The following is a 19,800-nucleotide window of genomic DNA, read 5'->3' on the forward strand; positions in this document are numbered from 1 at the left end:
TATCATTCATTATAACATACCGGTTCGGTCCTGTGAAATACCGGTACAGGAATATTGGACTTTTCATCCCCGCCTTGCGGGAACGGGAAGGATGGGATATACTGAGCAAAACGGCAGAAGAAAGGAGAAGGACGATGGGCAGAAAATTATATGTAGGAGGAACCATTCTTACCATGGCGGAGGACGGTTTCGCGGAGGCGCTGCTTACGGAGGAAGGAAGGATCCTGGCAGTGGGTGCGGAAACCCAGGTGCGCGGCCTGGCGGGAGACGGGGAAACGGAGGTGGTGCAGCTGGAGGGAAAGACGGTGATGCCGGCTTTTATCGACGCTCACAGCCATTTTTCCGCCTGTGCCAGCGCGTTTCTCCAGGGCACGGTGGAAGGGGCGGAAAGCTTTGACGGGCTGGTGGAAAACATCCGCGGCTACATCCGGGAGAAACAGATTCCTGCGGGAAAATGGGTGGCTATCCGGGATTTTGATCCTGGCCGCTTAAAGGAAGGGCGGGTGCCGGACCGCCGGGTGCTGGATTTGGCCTCCAAGGACCATCCCATTGTATTGCAGCACAAATCCGGTCATGTGGGCGTGCTCAATTCCATGGGGCTGCAGGCGGCGGGAATCGGCAGGGACACTCCGGACCCCGCAGGCGGAAGGATCTGGAGGGAGGCGGGAGAGCCTACGGGGTATCTGGAGGAAAATGCCTTTCTCTCCGTCCTGGGGCTTTTGCCGTCCCCCACGGAGGAGGAGCTGATGGAGGCCTACGAGGAGACCCAGCGGATGTACGCCTCCTACGGAATCGCTACAGTGCAGGAAGGGCTGATGACCCGGCAGATGCTCCCGCTGTATCAGAAACTCTGCGGGGAAAAGAGGCTGTGGCTGGAGGTGGTAGGCTATCCGTCTGCCGCGGACATGGAATCCTTTTACCAGGCGTTTCCGCCGCGGGACGGGCAGTATGAAAACGGGTTCCGCTTAGGCGGCTGCAAGATGTTTCTGGACGGTTCACCTCAAAGCCGGACGGCCTGGATGCGGACGCCGTATGTGGGCGGGGAGGACTGCGGTTATCCCGTTCTCACGGATGGGCAGGTCTATGAAACCGTTGCCGCGGCGGCCGGGGCCGGGCGTCAGATTCTGGCCCACTGCAACGGCGATCGGGCGGCTGAGCAGTATTTGCAGGCGTTGAAGCGGGCAGAGGAGGAAGGCCTTCGGCCGGAGCGGGTCCGCCCGGTGATGATTCACGCCCAGCTGTTGGGACTGGATCAGCTCCCGGAGTTAAAGCGTCTAGGGGTGATTCCCTCCTTCTTTGTGGCTCACGTGTATCACTGGGGAGATACTCACATCAAAAACTTCGGCCTGGAGCGGGCGGCGTCGATCAGCCCGGCGGCATCGGCGGGGAAACTGGGACTTCCCTACACGTTTCACCAGGACGCTCCCGTCATCCGGCCGGATATGCTGGAAACGGTCTGGTGCGCGGTAAACCGGCGTACCAGGGACGGCGTTTTGCTGGGAGGTTCGGAGCAGGTGACCGTTCTGGAGGCGCTGCGGGCTGTGACCATCCGGGCGGCGTATCAGTATTTTGAGGAAAAGGAAAAAGGCTCCTTGGAGCCGGGAAAGCAGGCGGATCTGGTGATTCTGGACAAAAATCCGCTGGAGACGGCTCCTTCCTGCCTGCGAAAGATCCAGGTGTTAGAGACGGTGAAAGCCGGAGAAACGGTGTACCGCAGGGAAAAATAAGCGAAACCGGAAAACGGCCGGCTCATTTTAGCTCTTTCGTGCGGTTTCGTGCGGCCGTTCCGGAAAGGGCTACCCACCTGCCGCGCTTTGTGGTAAAATGAAAGAATCCCCGCGGCTGGAAAAGGGGCTTGTCAAAACGGGACCGGGAGCTGGCCGCGGATACCATACGGAGAAACAGGATGTACGGTAAAAGAGAGCATGAGGAGAAACGAGATGGACGAGAGAGTGGAAATAACTGAGGGACAGGAGCCGGACAGAAGGGGATTTGACGCCATTTCCCAGGCTTTGGAGAAACAGTACGCCGGAGTGGAGGCAACGTATTATGAGGTGACCGCTGCCAAGACCCTGAAGAAACGGGAGACGTTAGACGGGATCGAGGTGCGGGCCATAGCGGGAGAGCAGCCCTTTTGGCTGTACGTCACCTACGGATTTTCCGAGCTGTATGAAAAGGAGTGCGGCGACCCGGACAACAGCGGCTATGGCTTTGAGCTCACGTTCCGCCTGAAAAAAGGGGAGGAGGCGGAGCCGCCGGTGTGGCCCATGAATTTGCTGCAGGAGCTGGCGACCTACGTGTTTTCCACCGGCAGCGGGTTTGCGCCGGGCCATTACATGGACTGCGGCGGCCCCATTTCCCCGGAGGGGACAACGCTCACTGCCCTGGCATTCCAGGCAGATCCGGAGCTTGCGGCCCTTCAGACGCCAAACGGGAAGGTGGCGTTTTTACAGGCTGTGGGCCTGACCGCCGGTGAGATGGAGGGGCTGATGTGCTGGAGCGGGGAATGTTTCCTGCGGGAGCTGGAGGGCTTTGTTCCCGGAGGGATTACGGATCCGGCTAGGTCTTCCGTGATGGAGCGGGAGGATTTCCGGGCAGTATGGGAGAGCGGGGTAAAACGGGACGGCTCCGCCACCAGTTTTCTGTACGTAAACGGCGTGTCGGGAGAAATCCGTCAAGGCCAGGGCGTGCTGCGGGTGGAGAAGGGACGAAAGGAACTTCTGCGCACCATGCTGGCAGCCAGAGTGGGAAAAGGGCGGCAGCTCTACCTGGAAGGCCGGGACGGCGGCGTGCGTTTTCAGCCGGGAGCGGAGGACCGGATGGTATTAAAAAACAGCATTTTCCACATGACCCTCACAGAGAGAGGCTTAGACAGCCTGTGCCGGCTTTTAGGCTCTCCGGCGGGACGGTATCAGATAGAAGGGACGGATGTGGGAGTGGATGTGCTTCCGGAGTAACCGGGTGGCAGCTGCGGAGAGGGTTCCGGGCTGCCGTTTTCCATTTGAGGGAAAGAAACGCGGGGCCTGCGGCTCCAGGGAGGTATGAGAGTGATCTATAAAATTCTGTGGCTGTTTTTTGCCTACGGTTTTTTCGGCTGGGTGATGGAGACAGTGACGGCCGCGGTGCGCCGCCGCCACTTTGAAAACCGGGGCCTGCTGGATGGGCCGCTGTGCGCCATTTACGGTTTTGCCGGGGTCCTTTTATCTTTGGCGCTGCCGGAACTGCGGGGGAACTGGCTGTTTCTGTTTCTGGGCAGCGCCATCTGGTCAACGGTGCTGGAGTGGATCGCCGGCCACATTCTGGAACGCTCCTGGTACGGCCGCTGGTGGGACTATTCCGCCATCCGCTGGAACCTGGACGGCTATATCTGCCTTCCCTATTCCGCCCTGTGGGGCGTGCTGGGCAGTATGGCGGTTCAGTGGGGAACGCCGTTTTTGCTGAACCTGTACGGGTTTCTGCCGGGGACGGCGGGAAAGGTAGTGCTGTGGGTGCTTGTGGGACTGACGGCCATTGACGCCGCCGGCTCCTTAATCGCCCTTTACGGTAGACAGGGGCTGATGCCGCGCCTGGAGCGGGTAGACGGGGCCATCACCCGGCTCACCCTGGGGCTGCGGGACTGGCTTTCCAGGCTCACCAGACGGCGTCTGGAGCGGGTGTTTGGCACTCTGGACGTGGCTCAGGCGCTGGAGCGGAAACGGACCCGGAGCCAGACGGCGGTGTTCGCGCAAGGGGCCTGTTTTTATAAAATCTTTCTCCTGTTCTTCATCGGGGCATTTCTGGGGGATGTGACGGAAACCCTGTTCTGCCGCGCCACGGCAGGAGTGTGGATGAGCCGCAGCAGCGTGGTGTGGGGGCCGTTCAGCCTGGTGTGGGGCATTGCCCTGGGGGCGGCCACAGCCTTGCTGTATAAATATAAGGACCGTTCAGACCGGTTTCTGTTTCTGGCGGGCACGTTTTTAGGCGGGGCTTATGAGTATCTGTGCAGCGTGTTTACGGAGCTGTGCTTTGGGACGGTGTTCTGGGATTACAGCCAGATCCCCTTTAACCTGGGGGGACGCATCAACTTGCTCTACTGCTTTTTCTGGGGAATCGCGGCGGTGGTGTGGATGAAGGGGCTTTATCCCCCGTTTTCCAGATGGATCGAGAGGATTCCCGCCAGGGTGGGAAAACCCCTCACCTGGGCGCTGGCGCTGTTTATGGCAGCCAACGTGACCGTGAGCGCCATGGCCCTTACGCGCTACGACAGGCGGTGCCGCGGCGTGGAGGCGGAAAGCGGCTGGGAGCGAATGATGGACGAGCATTATGGGGACGAGGTGATGGAGAGGATTTATCCGAATGCAACGCGGGCGTAGAAGGGATATGGAACGTGAAAGCGGGAGCCGGTATATCAAAGCCGGCTCCTTTTTCTGTGGTAGGGAACGCCGTTTCCCGCGGCCCAAAAGCCTTCCACCAGAATGCGCTCCGCGGGGAGGCGAATGGCGGCTGCCGCAGCAGCAGATGCCGCCTCGCAAGCTCATTTCTGTTTCTGAAAAATTTGTTCTATATATACAAATTTCCGATGGGTTCCCATCATAATTCGATTCTTTTCACAAATTTCCATTAATGTTACACTTTAGAAAAGCCCAAAATGCTAGCAAAGAGGGGGAAAAAGGAGGAAGGAAGAAATGGTATCTGCTACAAAAACGGCAGAGAAACATGGAAATACGAAATATTACATCAATTCCGCCATCTGTCTGATCATCATGTTTGGTTTCGGGTATCTGCCGCCGGTTGCCCCGATTACCACCCTGGGAATGCAGATCCTGGGCATCTTTCTGGGGATGGTGTACGGATGGATTTTTGTGGAAATCGCATGGCCCAGCCTGGCGGGGCTGGTGGCGCTCACGCAGATCGGATATATGTCTGCCGCCGATGTCCTGAAGGCCAGCTTTGGAGAATCCAACGTGGTGCTGATGTTCTTCATTTTTATTTTCTGCGGAACCTTTGCCCACTACGGACTTTCCCGCATCATCGCGGTGTGGAGCATCACCAGAAAAGCGGTGCTGGGGCGTCCCTGGGTGTTTACCTTTGTATTTTTGATGGTGATGGCATTTTTGGGCGGAGTCACCAGCGCCACGCCTACGATCGTCATCGGATGGAGCCTGGCTTACGTGATCAGTGAGCAGTGCGGGTTTAAGAAGGGGGACAGCTACCCGCTGATTCTCATATTCGGGACGGCGCTGATCGCCCAGCTGGGAGACTGTATCATCCCGTTTAAGTCCATCCCGCTGCTGGTAATGGGCGTGTACGAGAGCTTGGCCGGAAGCCCGATCCCTCTGGGATCTTATATGCTGATCGTGATTTTAGCGACGATGCTGTGCATTATTGCCTACCTGTTTATCGCCAACCTGATTTTTAGACCGGATATGAAAAGCTTAAAGGAGCTGAACGCCGAAACCCTCATGGGGGAGGACGGCATCCAGATGAACAAAGTGCAGAAAATCACCCTGCTTTTCCTGATCCTGCTGATGGTGATGATGCTGCTGCCGGGATTTTTCCCCAGCTCCACATTCCCGCTGATCGTATTTCTGAAGAAACTGGGCAGCACTGGGATCTGCATCCTTCTGGTGGGGCTTATGTGCCTGATGCGGGTAGACGGGGCGCCGATTATCAATTTTAAGAAAATGGTGGGAAATGTGGAGTGGAACTCCATCCTGCTTTTGGCTGCGGCTATTCCTGTAGCCAATATCATGAGCAATGAGGCCAGCGGTTTTCCGGCTGCCCTGCAGGCGTTTATCAGCCCCATGGCCACCAATACGTCGCCCTTTGTGTTTGTGATCCTCATCGGCCTGGTAGCCACGTTGATCACCAACGTGATGACCAACGGGCCGGTGGGAATGATCCTGATGGCTGCTGTATACGCGGCGGTAAACAGCGTGGGCATGAACCCCACGGCAGCGGTAGTAACGGTAGTGATGTGCGTGCACATCGCGGTGCTGTTCCCCAGCGGCTCATCCACCGCGGCGCTGATCAACGGAAACGAGTGGATTGGAACAAAAAATTTATGGAAAATCGGTCCCATGGCCTGCGTGCTGTGCTGGCTGATCATCTCGGTCATCGCCGGGGTGCTGGGACTGTAAAGAAAAAACAGAGTTTTGAGAGGAGTGTGTTGTATGCCGCCTGTAATTGACAAGGAAAAATGTATCGGCTGTACCACCTGCGCCCAGATCTGTCCGCTGGATGTGTATGGGCCTGTGGTAAAATCGCAGAAACCGGAGGTTCTTTACCCAAATGAGTGCTGGCATTGCCGTGCCTGTGAGTTTGACTGTCCCGTAGGGGCGATTTCCATGATCTACCCCCTGCCCATGATGCTGCTTCGCCGGCCGAAACCTGTGATGAAGAAAGAAGGTGTGACTCATGATTAAAATCAATGCTCCAAAACAGTGTGACATCCTGATTGTCGGCGGGGGAACCGCCGGGCTCATGGCTGCCATCGCAGCCGCGAAGAAGGGCGCGAAGGTTATCGTGGCGGAGAAGGCAGACACCCGCCGCAGCGGCGGAGGCGCCACGGGAAACGATCATTTTGGCTGCTATATCCCCGGCTACCATGAGAGCGTAGACGCGTTTATGAGGGAGCTGGAGCAGGGAATGTGCAAGGGCGCGGATCCCAAGGTACAGAGGATTTTCGCGGAGCGTTCCTTTGAGATCGTAAAAGACTGGGAGGAATGGGGAATCAATATGCGTCCCTTTGGGGAGGAATATGTGTTTGAGGGCCATACCCTTCCGGGCCATCCCGCCTGTTTCTTAAAAATCGACGGCCGTGACCAGAAAAAATGCCTGACCAACGAGGCAAAAAAATGGGGCGCCGTCATTGACAACCGCACCAGCGTGACCCGGTATATTTCCAGAGACGGCCGTGTGGTAGGCGCGATTGCTATCGACATTTCCAAGGCTGAGCCGGAGATCAAGGTGTATGAGGCAAAGAGCATTATCAGCGTGACGGGAACGGGGGCCCGTGTCTACCCGTCGGTGGCGCCCTCCTGTCTGTTCAACGTGGCAAACTGCCCGGCAGGTACGGGAACCGGCCGTGTGGCCTCCTATGAAATCGGCGCCACCATGGTAAACTTTGACAAGCCCAGAGCCCACATCGGCCCGCGGTATTTTGTCCGCGGCGGAAAAGGGACCTGGATCGGGGCCTGCTGCGATGCCGAAGGAAACGCGGTGGGAATCGCCGGCCGGCCGGAGCCGGGAGAGCAGGACATTACCACGGACATCTGCCATGATGTGTTTGATCTGAGCAAAAAGAACGGCACCGGACCAGTGTTTATGGATTGTACGGAAAATCCCACTTCGATTATGGAGCACATGAAGGAGTGCTTTTACAGCGAGGGCATCAGCTCCCTTTTAGATGCCATGGACCAGCAGGGGATCCGGCTGGAGGAGGATATGATCGAGTGGGGACGGTATCTGCCCCATATTCAGTACAGCGGCACCTGCATCAATGAAAAGTGCGAGACCAATGTGCCCGGCCTCTACAGTGCCGGGGATGAGTGCGGAAACTTTTTCTGCGGCGTCAGCGGCGCGGCGGTGACAGGACGGATCGCCGGGGAAAACGCGGCGGAGTACGTGAAGGCTGTGGATGGCTACGTGGACATCGCGGACGCGCCGGAAATCCGCGAGGCTCAGGAATTTTACAGCTCTTTGATGGAGCGGAAGGAAGGGAGCTATTGGGAGGAGTTAAACCACGCGGTCCAGAATATTATGCGGGATTACGCCAGCATTGAGACTCCGCGGTCAGAGACCCTTCTGTCCTGCGGCGTGTACTACCTGGAGGAACTGGACCAGATTGCCCGGAAACGGATTAAATGCGCCAATTCCCATGAATTAATGCGGGCCTTGGAGGCGTTTGACATCCTGGCTCTGGGACGGCTGATCCTTCTGTCCGCTCTGGCCAGAAAGGAGAGCAGAGGCCTTCACAAACGGGTGGACTATCCCTACACCAATCCGCTGTGGAATCCGCTGTCCATGACGATTCAGAAGGTGGACGGGAAAGACTGCACGGAAATGAAAAAAATTTGAGGTGACATCACATGAAACACAGGGAGCTATATGAGATTTTAAGGGAGGAAATCAAGCCCGCCCTGGGCTGTACGGGCCCCATCGCCGTCTGCTACTGCGCGGCGGAAGCCTATGACGCCATCGGCGGCGAGATTTTATCTATTGATGCCATTTTAGACTGGTGCATGAGCGCGAAAATCGACGATGTGGCATTTCCCGGTTCTCAGATGCTGGGAACGGAGATGGCAGTAGCCCTGGGGGCGGTGTGCGGAGACCCCGCCGCCGGCCTGGAGGTGCTCCACACCGTGACGCCGGAGGGAGAGTTAAAGGCCAGAAAGGTGGCGGAGCTGGTGACCATCAAGCCGCAGTGGGATTTGCAGGATCTGGGAATTTACTGCGACATCACCGTACATACAGATAAGGGAACGGGACGGGCTGTGGTGTCCCAGAGAAGTGACGGCCTGATTTTAAAGGAGAAAAACGGGGAAATTCTCGTGGAGCGTGAGCCGGACGTTTCCGCCCAGTCCGGGAAACTTCCCATTCTCAAATATAAGGTGCGGGACTTTTACGATATGGTGACCAGCCTGGACAGCCAGGAACTGGAATTTCTGAAGGACGCGGCGGCCTACAATACCCGGCTGGCAAACGCCACCCTGGAAAACCGCCTGGGAGCCGGGATCGGCTATGAGCTGTACCACAGCGGCCATCAGAATTATATTACCAGGGCCAAGGCCTATGCTGCTGCCGGCTGCGAGGCCAGAATGTCCGGCGTGAACCATCCGGCCATGACCTGCGGAAACAAGGGAAATGTGGGAATCGCCGCCTCTATGCCTCTGGTGAGCCTGGCGAAGGATGTAAACGCGGACGAGGAGAGCCTGCTCAGGGGCATTGCCATGAGTTATCTGGTGGCCATTTCCATCATTCACCGGATTGGAAAGTCTCCGTCCATGTGCTCCTGTGAGGTGGCGGCGGCTCTTGGAATCAGCGCCGGAGCCACCCTGATGAGAAACGGAACCTACGAGCAGGTGGCCGCCGCCATGCAGAATACCATTCCCAACGTGTTCGGCGTGGTCTGCGACGGCGCGAAACTGGCCTGTGCTCTGCGGATTTCCTCCGGCACAGGAATCGCCCTGGAGTGTTCGGATCTGGCCTTAAAGGGCGTGCGCCTTGCCAACAATCAGGGAGTGCTGGGGGCCACAGTGGACGATTCCATCGAAATCATCGGCAAAACAGCCCTCTATGCCATGGTGGGCAGCGACCGGGAGCTGAGCCGGTCCCTGTTTGAAAAACGGAAGATTTTTCCGCTGACCACCTTTGAGGAGCGGCAAAAGCAGTAGGAGAGAAAAAATGGGAGAGAAACGGGTTGCCATCTTAGGCGCCGGGGCGGCGGGAGCCGTCACGGCCGCCTGGCTGGTCCAGAAAGGCTGCGAGGTCATTTGGTGGGATCAAGAGGAGCAGTGCCGGGAGGATTTCGCGGTAATCGAGGAAAAGGGAATCCAGGTGGAAGGCCCGGGACTGACATCAGGCCTTCGCCCGGCCGTGTTGACCTATCGCCTGGAGGAGGCCATGGAGGCGGAACGGGTCCTGGTGTGCGTATCCAGCGGACGGCAGGAGGAGACGGCTGCTTTGATGGCTCCTTATGTAAAATCCAATCACGATCTTCTTCTCATACCGGGAAATCTGGGGTCCGTAGCGGTTCGCCGGGTGTTTGAAAAGGCGAAAGCTGCCTGGGGGCTGCTGGCAGAGCTGGGGGAGTGTCCATGGGCCTGCAGAAGGCTTGGGCCGGGGCACTACGTCTCCGCCATGCCTCCGGGGGAAAAGAGGATCGCCGCCCTGGGAAAGGGCCGCACGGAGGAGGCATCCCACCGGTTTGGAGATCTGTTCTTCCTGCGTCCGGGAGCGGGACTGGCGGAAAACTGTCTGAATTCCCCCAACGTACTCACCCACCTTCCCGGCGTGCTGTTAAACCTTGGCGGGATCGCTGAAAAAGGGGAGGGGTTCGCCCTGTTTACCGATGGGTTCAGCGACGGTTACATCCGGTGTGTGGAGCTTTTGGAGCAGGAGCGGGGAGCGGTTTTAAAGAGAGCCGGAATGGAGTGTTATTCCGCCCCTGTGGGGCCGTTTCTCACCATGCTGAGGGAGAGGGAACGCCATCCGGAGCTTCAGGCGTTTTGTAGCCTGTCCGGCCCGGACGGACTGGGACACCGCTATGTTACAGAGGACGCGTCCTGCGGGATGGCATTTCTGGTCTCCCTGGGAAGGCGGCTGGGCGTTTCCATGCCGGTGACAGAGGCTCTTTTTACCCTGGCGGGAAAGCTGAGCGGTACGGATTTTTACAGTGCCGGCCGGACGCTGGAGTGGCTGGGAAAGGACGGGGAAGACGTATTTTAAAAGGGAAAGGCTCCTGGGCGCAGGGGCCTTTTCCGTAATTGGGCGGTTGTGGCAGAGCCTGTGAATTTGATATAATAAACGGAGTATGGGATGCCTGCGGGGACAGGCCGTGAAGGGGGAAGTTTATGCAGCTGACGCAGTTGGAATATTTGATCGCGGTGGAGAAGTACGGTTCTATTTCCAAGGCTGCCAGGGAGCTTTATACGTCGCAGTCTTCTATCAGCACATCCATCCGTACGCTGGAAATGGAGCTGGGAGTGGAGCTTTTGAGGCGGGGGCCGAAGGGCGTCCACGTGACGGAGGCAGGACAGGAGATTCTGGAAAACGCGAAAATCGTAAGCCGGTGCGTGGAGGATATGAAAACGGTCCGCGAGCGGGTAAACGGCACGATTCGGGGAAATGTGACCGCCGGAGGAGACGGATACTGCTGCATGAATATTCTGGGAGCCACGGCCGTGGACGTGAGGGAACGCTATCCGGAGATCCAGGTCTCTTTAAAGCGGAGCAGCCAGAAACTGATTTTAAGTGAGGTTTCAGACGGCAGCATGGATCTGGGATTGTTTCAGGTGAATCAGTTCAACGATAAATATGTGAGGACGAAACTGGAATACAGTCAGCTGGAGTGCCGGGAGATTTTAAAATCTCATCTTGTGGCTGGAGTAAACTCCGGCCATCCCCTGTATGGGCGGGAGCAGGTAACGCTGGAGGATCTGATGCCCTATGAGATCACAACGGGGTTCGCCCGCGCCGAGGATCTGATCTACTGGTCGCTGTTTTGTGAAATGAGGCGGCGGGGCTATACAAAACCCATCACCTGCCTGGGGGATGTGGCGGTATCCCGGTTTTATGCGGTTCAGAGGAACTGCATTCAGCTGATGCCCCGTGTGGCGCTGGACATGACCAACCCGGTTTTCGCGGTCCCGCTGTATCCGGTGGAGATCGACCAGCGGTATGAGTTAAAATATCTGATGGTATTCCGGGAGGATTCCATTGGACAGGTTCAAAAGCTGTTTATGGACGCCGCGGACCGCTATCTGGAACCGTATCAGGATGGGGAAAGGGGAGCGGAGAAGGGCGCGCTGTGAAAAAAATGAAAAAGGGTCTTGCACGATTCCAGAAAATGTAGTAAGATAATACCCGACGCATCTGTAGCTCAGTGGATAGAGCAGTGGCCTCCGGAGCCGCGTGCGTAGGTTCGATTCCTATCAGATGCATTTTTGTTTGGAAAAATGATGCCGCAGCCTGGGATGTCCCGGACTGCGGCATTGTTTGTGCCAGGGGAAAGGGCGTTTTTCGGGATGCCGGCGGCTTTGGCTTTCGGTGGAACTCAGCCGGGAGCGCCCGGTGGGGCCCGGCGCAAATCTTGTTACGGTTTTATTGCTTTTTCATAGATATTTTGTTAAAATAAACAGAGGTACGCCAAAAAGTACCTTACAGGAGGATATAACAAGAATGAAAACGCAAAAGAGAAGAAAGGGGCGTTCGTCCGGAAACAGGGATTGGCAGAGATACCTGCGGATCCTGGCGCTGCCTCTGATCGTGGTCATTTTGATTCTTGTCATTGTTCTGACCGACAGGGAGCCTGGCACAGGCACAGTTTCTACGGAGGACACGGAGATTTCCTCGGAGGAGGCTGTGACGCCGGCAGAGGAGCCCGTTTCAGAGGAACCCAGCGAGGAGACAGGGGACACGGAAATGTCCGCTGAGGAGCCCTCAGACGGGGACGTCAGCGCAGCGGCCGCGGGCCAGGAGGCGGAAACAGCGGATGAGACTGGTTTAAAGCATAATGAGATTCCGGAGATCACCGCCCTGATGGAGGCATACTGTGAGGCAAAGACGGACTGTGACGCCGAGGCTATGTATGCCCTTTACGGAAAGACGGACATGACGGGAGTGGAGGAACTGCGCCAGCGGATGCAGTACCGGGCAAAGTACGTGCAGTCGATTGAAAACGTGGACTGCTATACCCTGCCGGGAATGGAGGACAACACCTACGTGGTGTACGTGACCGCGGACATCCGGTTCCAGGTGACGGAAACCCTCGCGCCCACGATTATGTGGTGTTATGTGCGGATGGAAGAAGACGGGACTTATCATATTGTGGAAAATATCACTGCCGAGGAGGCGGAGTACGCGGCAAAGGCGGAACAGAGCGAGCCGGTGAGACGGCTGGCGGCCCAGGTCAACGACGAGCTGGAGGTGGCGGTGTCGGCGGACAGCCGGCTGGCCAGCGCCTACGGGATGCTGAAGGACGGCACGACTGTGCCCGGCTCCAATCAGACGCCTCAGACCACAGCGGCGGAAACGGCCGCGGCAGATACACAGGCCCAGGCGGAGACAGCGGAGGAGACGTCCGCTCCGTAAGCCTGGAGAAACAGGCAAGAGAGAAACAAACGCCCTGCAGACAGGCAACTGGCTGCGGGGCGGTCTGGTAAAGAGGAGAAATTTCAGATGGATGTGAAGGATTTTTATTTTGACCTGCCGGAGGAATTGATCGCCCAGGATCCCCTGGAGGACCGTTCATCGTCCCGGCTGCTGGTGCTGGACAAGGAGACCGGGGAGGTCAGCCACCGGATTTTTAAGGACATTGTCTCCTATTTAAGGAAGGGAGACTGCCTGGTAATCAACGACACCAAAGTGATCCCGGCCCGTTTGTTCGGGGAAAAGGAGGGCACCCAGGCAAAGATCGAGGTGCTGCTTTTAAAACGCCGGGAGAACGATATTTGGGAGGTCCTGGTAAAGCCAGGGAAAAAGGCGAAACCGGGGACGGTGATCCTCTTTGGCGGCGGCATTTTAAAGGGAACGGTAGTGGACGTGGTGGAGGAGGGAAACCGGCTGATCCAGTTTTCCTACAAAGGGATTTTCGAGGAGATCTTAGATCAGCTGGGACAGATGCCCCTGCCGCCCTACATCACCCATCAGCTGAAGGACAAAAACCGCTACCAGACGGTTTACGCCAAGCATGACGGCTCCGCGGCGGCCCCCACCGCCGGCCTTCACTTTACGGAGGAGCTGCTGCGGCAGATCGAGGAAAAGGGCGTTACCATCGCCCATGTGACCCTTCACGTGGGCCTGGGGACCTTCCGGCCGGTAAAGGTGGAAAATGTGCTGGATCACCATATGCACTCGGAATTTTACATTGTGGAGGAGGACGAGGCGAAGAAGATCAACGACGCGAAAGCGGCCGGAGGACGGGTGATCTGCGTGGGAACCACCAGCTGCCGCACTCTGGAGTCCGCCACGGGAGAGGACGGGATTCTGAAGGCCGGAAACGGCTGGACGGACATTTTCATCTATCCCGGCTACCGGTTCAGGATCTTAGACGGCCTGATCACCAATTTCCACCTGCCGGAGTCCACTCTGGTGATGCTGGTGTCCGCCCTGGCGGGACGGGAGCACGTGCTGGCGGCCTATGAGGAGGCGATCCGGGAGAGATACCGGTTTTTCAGTTTTGGGGATGCTATGTTCATCGCGTCCCATCCGGAGCAGGAAACTTAAAGGGAAGATACAAAGGAAACAGGGGCCTGCGGGGCGCAGCGGTGCTGGGCGTCTGCGGGTCCTAGTTGGCTGAGGGAGAACACTATGGAAGAAATGCGTCTGAACAAATATCTGAGCGATTCCGGAATCTGTTCCCGCAGGGAGGCGGACCGCCTCATCGAGCAGGGGCAGGTGCTGGTGGACGGCGTTCCCGCCTCCATGGGCATGAAGGTTACAGGAACGGAGGAAATCGTCTGCGGCGGCGTGGAGGTGAGCAGCCGGAAGAAGGAGCGGAAGATTTTGCTGGCGGTAAATAAGCCCAGAGGAATCGTCTGCACCACCTCCGACAAGGACCGGGCGGAGAATATTGTGGAGTTTTTAAACTATCCTGTGCGGATTTATCCCATCGGCCGTCTGGACAAGGATTCCAGCGGGCTGATCCTGATGACGAATCAGGGGGACATCGTGAATAAAATCCTCCGGGGGAGCAACAATCATGAGAAAGAGTACATGGTGCGGGTGAATAAGCCCATCACCGGGGAATTTCTGGATCAGATGCGAAACGGCGTGGAAATCCTGGACACGGTGACGAAACCCTGCGTGGTGGAAAAGACCGGCGGCTATACGTTCCGGATCATTCTCACCCAGGGGCTGAACCGGCAGATCCGCCGGATGTGCGCGGCCCTGGATTACCGGGTGGTATCCCTGCGCCGGGTGCGGATCATGAATATCCAGCTGGGCGACCTGCGCACCGGCGCTTACCGGGAAGTGACGGATCAGGAGTGGAGCGAGCTGGAACGGCTGCTGGAGGACTCCAGCAACGCACCGCGGCGGAATGAGGAGGCAAAGCCGGCCCGCCTGGAACCTCGTGCCTCCAGTCCGGCCCGCCCGGAACCTCGTCCGGCCCATTCGGATGCCCGTCCGGATACCCGTCCAGACCGCCCCAGGATCCCCCGTTCCGAGGCCGGAAAACGCCCGGAAAAACGGATTTTCCGCACGCCCATCCGCCGCTATGACGCCCCGGACGGGGAGTGAGGCCGGAAAAAGCTCGCAATACAGGGAAAGGAATCAATGGTGTATGGAAGATAAAATCAAGCGGATCAAGGAGCTGATCCAGATTGTAAACGAGGCCGGCAAGGCCTATTATCAGGAAGACCGGGAGATCATGAGCAACTACGAGTACGACGCCCTGTACGACGAGCTGGCGGCCCTGGAGAAGGAGACAGGGGTGGTGTTTGCCGGCAGCCCCACCCAGAACGTGGGCTACCAGGTGCTCAGCGAACTGCCGAAGGAGGCCCACGACCGCCCCATGCTCTCCTTAAATAAGACAAAGAGCGTGGACGAGCTGCGGGAGTGGCTGGGAGACCAGAAGGGCCTTCTCTCCTGGAAAATGGACGGCCTCACCGTCGTTCTCACCTATGAAAACGGGACGCTGGCCAAGGCGGTCACCAGAGGAAACGGGGAGATCGGCGAGGTCATCACCAACAACGCGAAAATGTTTGTAAACGTCCCCCTAAGAATCGCCTACCAGGGCCAGCTGGTGCTCCGCGGGGAGGCGGTGATCCGCTACTCCGATTTTGAGCGTATCAACGAGGAAATCGAGGACGTGGACGCAAAGTACAAAAATCCGAGGAATTTGTGTAGCGGCTCTGTCCGCCAGTTAAACAACGAGATCACCGCCAGGCGCAGCGTCCGCTTTTACGCCTTCGCTCTGGTGAGCGCCGGGGACGTGGAAGATGCGGAGTTTGACAATTCCAGGGAGAAACAGTTCCAGTGGCTGCAAAGCCAGGGCTTTGAGACCGTGGAGTGGAAGACGGTGACGGCGGAGACCATTTCCGAGGCTGTTCATGAGTTTGCGGAGGCGGTGGAGGGAAACGACGTGCCCTCCGACGGCCTGGTGCTGCTCTACGACGACATCGCCTACGGGGAATCCCTGGGGCGCACGGCGAAGTTTCCCAGGGACTCCATCGCCTTTAAATGGGCGGATGAAATTCAGGAAACTACGTTATCCTACATCGAGTGGAGCGCCTCCCGGACGGGGTTAATCAACCCGGTGGCGGTATTTGAGCCGGTGGAGCTGGAGGGAACCACTGTGAGCCGTGCCAGCGTTCACAACATCAGTATTATGGAATCCCTGGAGCTGGGCGTGGGGGATCGGATCACGGTGTATAAGGCCAACATGATCATTCCCCAGATCGCCGACAACCTCACCAGGAGCGGCGTAAAGGACATCCCGAAGATCTGCCCCGTCTGCGGCGGAGGCACGGAGATACGGGACATGAGCGGCATCAAAACCCTCTACTGCACCAACCCGGACTGCCAGGCGAAGAAAATCAAGAGCTTTACCCTGTTTGTGAGCCGGGACGCCTTAAATATTGACGGCCTTTCAGAGGCCACTCTGGAGAAATTTATCAGCGCCGGTTTCATCCACGAGTACAGCGATATGTTCCACCTAGACCGCCACAGAGAGGCCATCGTGGAGATGGACGGCTTTGGGGAAAAGTCCTATGAAAACCTGGTGGCGGCGGCCAGACGGGCGTCGGTGACCACCCTTCCCCGGGTGATTTACGGGCTGGGGATCGCGGGGATCGGCCTGGCAAACGCCAAAATGCTCTGCCGCCATTTCCACAGCGATTTTGAGACCATGCGCCGGGCGTCGGCGGAGGAGCTGACGGAGGTGGACGGCATCGGAGGCGTGCTGGCGGAGGCCTGGACGGCGTTTTTTGCCAGCGAGAAGAACAACGGCATTGTGGACCGGCTGCTGGCAGAGCTGACCATTGAGACGGAGCCGGAGGAGGAAGGGGCGAAACCCTTTGAGGGAATGACCTTCGTGATCACCGGCAGCGTGGAGCATTTTGCCAACCGCAAGGAGCTGCAGGCCCTCATCGAATCCAAGGGCGGAAAGGCCACCGGCAGCGTGACCGGCAAGACCACCTACCTGATCAACAATGACACCACCTCCAATTCCTCTAAAAACAAGAAGGCGAAGGAACTGGGAATCCCCATTCTGTCGGAGGCGGATTTCCTGAATCTGCTGGAGGAAAAAGAAAGAGAATCGTAAACTATAAGAAAACCCCCTGGAGCGGCGGAAAATGCCGTTTCCAGGGGGGTTTGCCGTCTGATGATTGGTGAAAAAGGCTTTGGAACGGTTAAGAACCGATTTTACAGGTGTTACGCCTGTTCCAGAGCCTGGTCGATGTCGGCCAGCAGATCGTTTACATTTTCAATGCCCACGGACATCCGGATCAGGCCGGCGGAGATGCCGGCGTCCTTTAACTGCTCGTCGGTGAGCTGGCGGTGGGTGTGGCTGGCGGGGTGGAGGACGCAGGTCTTGGCGTCGGCCACGTGGGTGGCGATGGAGGCCAGGCGCAGGCTGTCAAGGAACCGCACCGCGGACTCCCGGCCGCCTTTAATTTCCACGGAGATCACGCCGCAGGTGCCCTTCGGCATATATTTCTGGGCCAGGCCGTAGTATTTGTCCCCTTCCAGTCCCGGATAGTGGACGGCGGCGATCTTTTCGTGATTCTTTAAGTGGCGGGCGATGGTCAGGGCGTTGTAGCAGTGACGCTCTACCCGCAAAGGCAGGGTCTCCAGGCAGACGCCTAAAAGGTAGCAGTTCATGGGAGAGGGAATGGAGCCCAAATCTCTCATGAGCTGGGAGGTCGCCTTGGTGATGTATGCCATTTTTCCGAATTTTTTCGTGTAGGTGATGCCGTGGTAGGACTCGTCCGGGGTGGTCAGGCCGGGGAATTTATCGCCGTGGGCCTCCCAGTCGAAGTTTCCGCTGTCCACGATGCAGCCGCCCACCTGTACGGCGTGGCCGTCCATGTATTTGGTGGTGGAGTGGGTCACAATGTCGGCGCCCCACTCAAAAGGCCGGCAGTTGACCGGGGTGGCGAAGGTGTTATCCACGATGAGGGGGACGCCGTGGCGGTGAGCCGCGGCAGCGAACCGTTCAATGTCTAAGACCACCAGGGCGGGGTTGGAAATGGATTCCGCGAACACCAGTTTCGTATTGGGACGGAAGGCGGCGTCCAGCTCCTCGTCGGTGGCGTCAGCGCTGACAAAGGTGCAGTCGATGCCCAGTTTCTTTAAGGTGACGCCCGCCAGGTTGAAAGTGCCGCCGTAGATCTCGGAGGTGCAGATGATGTGGCCTCCCGCCTCGCAGATATTGAAAATGGAGAAAAAGGTGGCGGCCTGGCCGGAGGAGGTCAGGATAGCGCCCACCCCGCCCTCCAGATCGGCGATGCGGGCGGCTACGGCGTCGTTGGTGGGGTTTTGCAGCCGGGTGTAGAAGTAGCCGTTGGACTCTAAGTCAAACAGCTTTCCCATTTCGTCGGCGGAGTCGTATTTGAAGGTGGTGGACTGGTAAATGGGAATCTGCCGCGCCTCCCCGTTTCCCGGATGCCAGCCGGAGTGAATACACTTTGTCTCAATGCTTAAATGTTTATCCATGGACGTTCCTCCTCATAAGTGATGGTAAGAGATAAAATATAAGCTTAAGTATAGCAAAAGATTGGGGGCGGGACAAGTGCGTTTCTGGGGAGAGCCGGCTGTTTTCGGCTATTTCAGGTTCCAGTAGTCTCTGGACACCTGCTGAAAATCGTCTAGGATGGCCTTTGCTTTCCGGGGATCAATGACCGTCCGGTTTAGGGTCAGGGCCTGCAGGGCTTTGGTGTAATTCTGTTCCATAAAGGCCTCTACCGTGAGGCGCTCATAGGCGTACTGGTTTTCCATTAACCCCTTGTAGAAGGGGGAAATCTCTCCGAAATAGTAGCCTTGTGCCCCGTTTTTCCCGATGGTGCCCGCCACCTCCACGATGGCGTCCTCCTCAAAGTTGGGGATCAGGCCGTTATTCTTTACCAGCACGATGAATTCCTTGTGAAGGTCGTAGGCGATGGACTCTGCCACCTCTACCATAAGTTTTCCAAATACCTGATTGGTCAGCATAGGGATGCCGTCCATGGTATCTTTTCCCTCTGCCAGGGCGCAGGTCTCAAACACCTCTCGTTCCCTGGTCTCCCTGGCCTCATCCACACGGGTGTAGGAGGGATTGCTCTCCGCTACGATTTCTTCCGGGAAGAAGTAGTACTGGAGGTAGGTAGTGGGGATATACTCGTCAAAATACTGCATATACTGGTTGACCCGCACATAGGTGTCCAGCCAGGATTTAGCCCTTTGCTCGGCGTTGAAAGGCTTGAAATCATGGTTTTTTAAATAATCCCGCAGCCGGTCAAAATGGTTGTTGCCGTCGGTGTCAAAAAGGTCGGTAAACCAGCCGAAGTGGTTGAGGCCGAAGTAGCGGGCCCGTAGCTGCTCCTGGGGCAGTTCCAGGATTTTGGAAAAGGATTTCATCAGGGAGAAGGGCTGGTCGCACAGGTTCAGGATCCTGGTATCCTCCGGGAACATTCTCTCCAGGCCGTAGGCCACGATGGCCGCCGGATTGGTGTAATTGAGGATCCAGGTGTCCTTGGAGTAGGAGCGCACCTTTTCCACCATCTCTTTCATGGCGCCCAGGGAACGCATTCCGTAGGAAAATCCTCCTGGCCCGCAGGTTTCCTGACCTACCAGACCATATTTTAAGGGCAGTTTTTCGTCATAGCTGCGCATGGCCCCCTTTCCCACCCGCATCTGGCAGAAGATAAAGTCCGTGCGGGAGTAGGCCTCATCCATGTCGGTGGTAAACACCACCTCCACCTCCGGCCAGAAGGTTTTTAACACCAGGCGGTCATAGGCCTCCATTTTTCCCATCCGCTCGTTGTCGATGTCGTAAAAAATGATTTTGTCCAGGGGGAAACGCTCTTTCATTTCAATAAGATTTCCGATCAGGGCCGGGACCCTGGCGCTTCCGGCCCCAGCGATGGTGATGGTATGTTTCTGTCTGTTCATAAACCT

14 protein-coding genes, 1 tRNA gene and 1 pseudogene are annotated in these 19,800 nt (G+C 57.4%); 14 read left to right on the forward strand and 2 right to left on the reverse strand.

Features of this window, described 5'->3' with window-relative positions; all coding sequences use genetic code 11:
* Positions 1-134: 134 nt before the first annotated feature.
* The 14 genes and pseudogenes from B5E84_RS16025 (at position 135) to ligA (ending at position 16,966) form a co-directional block, all read left to right on the forward strand.
* A complete protein-coding gene (locus tag B5E84_RS16025; protein ID WP_087224631.1) occupies positions 135-1,727 on the forward strand; it encodes an amidohydrolase in 1,593 nt (530 codons plus the stop codon).
* A gap of 213 nt (positions 1,728-1,940) precedes the next feature.
* On the forward strand, positions 1,941-2,957 hold the full coding sequence (locus tag B5E84_RS16030; protein ID WP_162612878.1) for a suppressor of fused domain protein: 1,017 nt from the start codon (positions 1,941-1,943) through the stop codon (positions 2,955-2,957).
* Between the two features lie 84 nt (positions 2,958-3,041).
* Positions 3,042-4,352, forward strand: a complete 1,311-nt coding sequence (locus tag B5E84_RS16035) for a putative ABC transporter permease (protein ID WP_087224568.1) — start codon at positions 3,042-3,044, stop codon at positions 4,350-4,352.
* 312 nt (positions 4,353-4,664) lie between these two features.
* On the forward strand, positions 4,665-6,119 hold the full coding sequence (locus B5E84_RS16040) for an SLC13 family permease (protein WP_087224570.1): 1,455 nt from the start codon (positions 4,665-4,667) through the stop codon (positions 6,117-6,119).
* Between the two features lie 33 nt (positions 6,120-6,152).
* Positions 6,153-6,404, forward strand: coding sequence for a 4Fe-4S dicluster domain-containing protein (locus B5E84_RS16045; RefSeq protein ID WP_087224572.1), 252 nt, complete (start codon positions 6,153-6,155; stop codon positions 6,402-6,404).
* On the forward strand, positions 6,397-8,058 hold the full coding sequence (locus B5E84_RS16050) for an FAD-dependent oxidoreductase (protein ID WP_087224574.1): 1,662 nt from the start codon (positions 6,397-6,399) through the stop codon (positions 8,056-8,058). The genes B5E84_RS16045 and B5E84_RS16050 overlap by 8 nt, the downstream gene beginning before the upstream one ends.
* Before the next feature lie 11 nt (positions 8,059-8,069).
* Positions 8,070-9,374: an L-cysteine desulfidase family protein gene (locus B5E84_RS16055; RefSeq protein WP_087224576.1), complete on the forward strand. Its 1,305-nt coding sequence runs from the start codon at positions 8,070-8,072 to the stop codon at positions 9,372-9,374.
* A gap of 10 nt (positions 9,375-9,384) precedes the next feature.
* The gene (locus B5E84_RS16060) at positions 9,385-10,428 is read left to right on the forward strand and encodes an NAD/NADP octopine/nopaline dehydrogenase family protein (protein ID WP_087224577.1); all 1,044 of its coding nucleotides are present in this window, start codon (positions 9,385-9,387) and stop codon (positions 10,426-10,428) included.
* Between the two features lie 125 nt (positions 10,429-10,553).
* Complete coding sequence (locus B5E84_RS16065) at positions 10,554-11,513, forward strand: LysR family transcriptional regulator (RefSeq protein ID WP_087224580.1); 960 nt, start codon at positions 10,554-10,556, stop codon at positions 11,511-11,513.
* Positions 11,514-11,570: 57 nt separating this feature from the next.
* Positions 11,571-11,642 (forward strand) — tRNA-Arg (locus B5E84_RS16070).
* A 238-nt stretch (positions 11,643-11,880) separates the two neighbouring features.
* Positions 11,881-12,792, forward strand: a complete 912-nt coding sequence (locus tag B5E84_RS16075) for a hypothetical protein (RefSeq protein WP_087224582.1) — start codon at positions 11,881-11,883, stop codon at positions 12,790-12,792.
* A gap of 87 nt (positions 12,793-12,879) precedes the next feature.
* A complete protein-coding gene (queA, locus tag B5E84_RS16080; RefSeq protein ID WP_087224585.1) occupies positions 12,880-13,926 on the forward strand; it encodes a tRNA preQ1(34) S-adenosylmethionine ribosyltransferase-isomerase QueA in 1,047 nt (348 codons plus the stop codon).
* A gap of 84 nt (positions 13,927-14,010) precedes the next feature.
* Positions 14,011-14,727 (forward strand): annotated as a pseudogene (locus tag B5E84_RS16085) (pseudouridine synthase); the annotation flags it as partial.
* Between the two features lie 256 nt (positions 14,728-14,983).
* Positions 14,984-16,966, forward strand: coding sequence for an NAD-dependent DNA ligase LigA (gene ligA / locus B5E84_RS16090; RefSeq protein ID WP_087224591.1), 1,983 nt, complete (start codon positions 14,984-14,986; stop codon positions 16,964-16,966).
* A 110-nt stretch (positions 16,967-17,076) separates the two neighbouring features.
* On the opposite strand, the gene B5E84_RS16095 is transcribed toward ligA, so the two are convergent.
* Both B5E84_RS16095 and B5E84_RS16100 read right to left on the reverse strand, forming a co-directional pair.
* The gene (locus B5E84_RS16095; protein WP_087224594.1) at positions 17,077-18,360 is read right to left on the reverse strand and encodes an O-acetylhomoserine aminocarboxypropyltransferase/cysteine synthase family protein; all 1,284 of its coding nucleotides are present in this window, start codon (positions 18,358-18,360) and stop codon (positions 17,077-17,079) included.
* A gap of 108 nt (positions 18,361-18,468) precedes the next feature.
* Positions 18,469-19,794: a family 4 glycosyl hydrolase gene (locus B5E84_RS16100; RefSeq protein WP_087224597.1), complete on the reverse strand. Its 1,326-nt coding sequence runs from the start codon at positions 19,792-19,794 to the stop codon at positions 18,469-18,471.
* Positions 19,795-19,800 lie beyond the last annotated feature (6 nt).

The organism is Lachnoclostridium sp. An14, from assembly GCF_002160755.1.
Taxonomy (GTDB): Bacteria; Bacillota; Clostridia; order Lachnospirales; family Lachnospiraceae; genus Lachnoclostridium_A.

Coding starts and splice junctions, on each gene's coding strand:
- B5E84_RS16065 (WP_087224580.1), top strand. CDS start 10,554: ATGCAGCTGACGCAGTTGGAATATTTGATCGCGGTGGAGAAGTACGGT.
- B5E84_RS16030 (WP_162612878.1), top strand. CDS start 1,941: ATGGACGAGAGAGTGGAAATAACTGAGGGACAGGAGCCGGACAGAAGG.
- B5E84_RS16075 (WP_087224582.1), top strand. CDS start 11,881: ATGAAAACGCAAAAGAGAAGAAAGGGGCGTTCGTCCGGAAACAGGGAT.
- B5E84_RS16045 (WP_087224572.1), top strand. CDS start 6,153: ATGCCGCCTGTAATTGACAAGGAAAAATGTATCGGCTGTACCACCTGC.
- B5E84_RS16060 (WP_087224577.1), top strand. CDS start 9,385: ATGGGAGAGAAACGGGTTGCCATCTTAGGCGCCGGGGCGGCGGGAGCC.
- B5E84_RS16035 (WP_087224568.1), top strand. CDS start 3,042: ATGAGAGTGATCTATAAAATTCTGTGGCTGTTTTTTGCCTACGGTTTT.
- B5E84_RS16040 (WP_087224570.1), top strand. CDS start 4,665: ATGGTATCTGCTACAAAAACGGCAGAGAAACATGGAAATACGAAATAT.
- B5E84_RS16100 (WP_087224597.1), bottom strand. CDS start 19,794: ATGAACAGACAGAAACATACCATCACCATCGCTGGGGCCGGAAGCGCC.
- B5E84_RS16025 (WP_087224631.1), top strand. CDS start 135: ATGGGCAGAAAATTATATGTAGGAGGAACCATTCTTACCATGGCGGAG.
- B5E84_RS16055 (WP_087224576.1), top strand. CDS start 8,070: ATGAAACACAGGGAGCTATATGAGATTTTAAGGGAGGAAATCAAGCCC.
- queA (WP_087224585.1), top strand. CDS start 12,880: ATGGATGTGAAGGATTTTTATTTTGACCTGCCGGAGGAATTGATCGCC.
- ligA (WP_087224591.1), top strand. CDS start 14,984: ATGGAAGATAAAATCAAGCGGATCAAGGAGCTGATCCAGATTGTAAAC.
- B5E84_RS16095 (WP_087224594.1), bottom strand. CDS start 18,360: ATGGATAAACATTTAAGCATTGAGACAAAGTGTATTCACTCCGGCTGG.
- B5E84_RS16050 (WP_087224574.1), top strand. CDS start 6,397: ATGATTAAAATCAATGCTCCAAAACAGTGTGACATCCTGATTGTCGGC.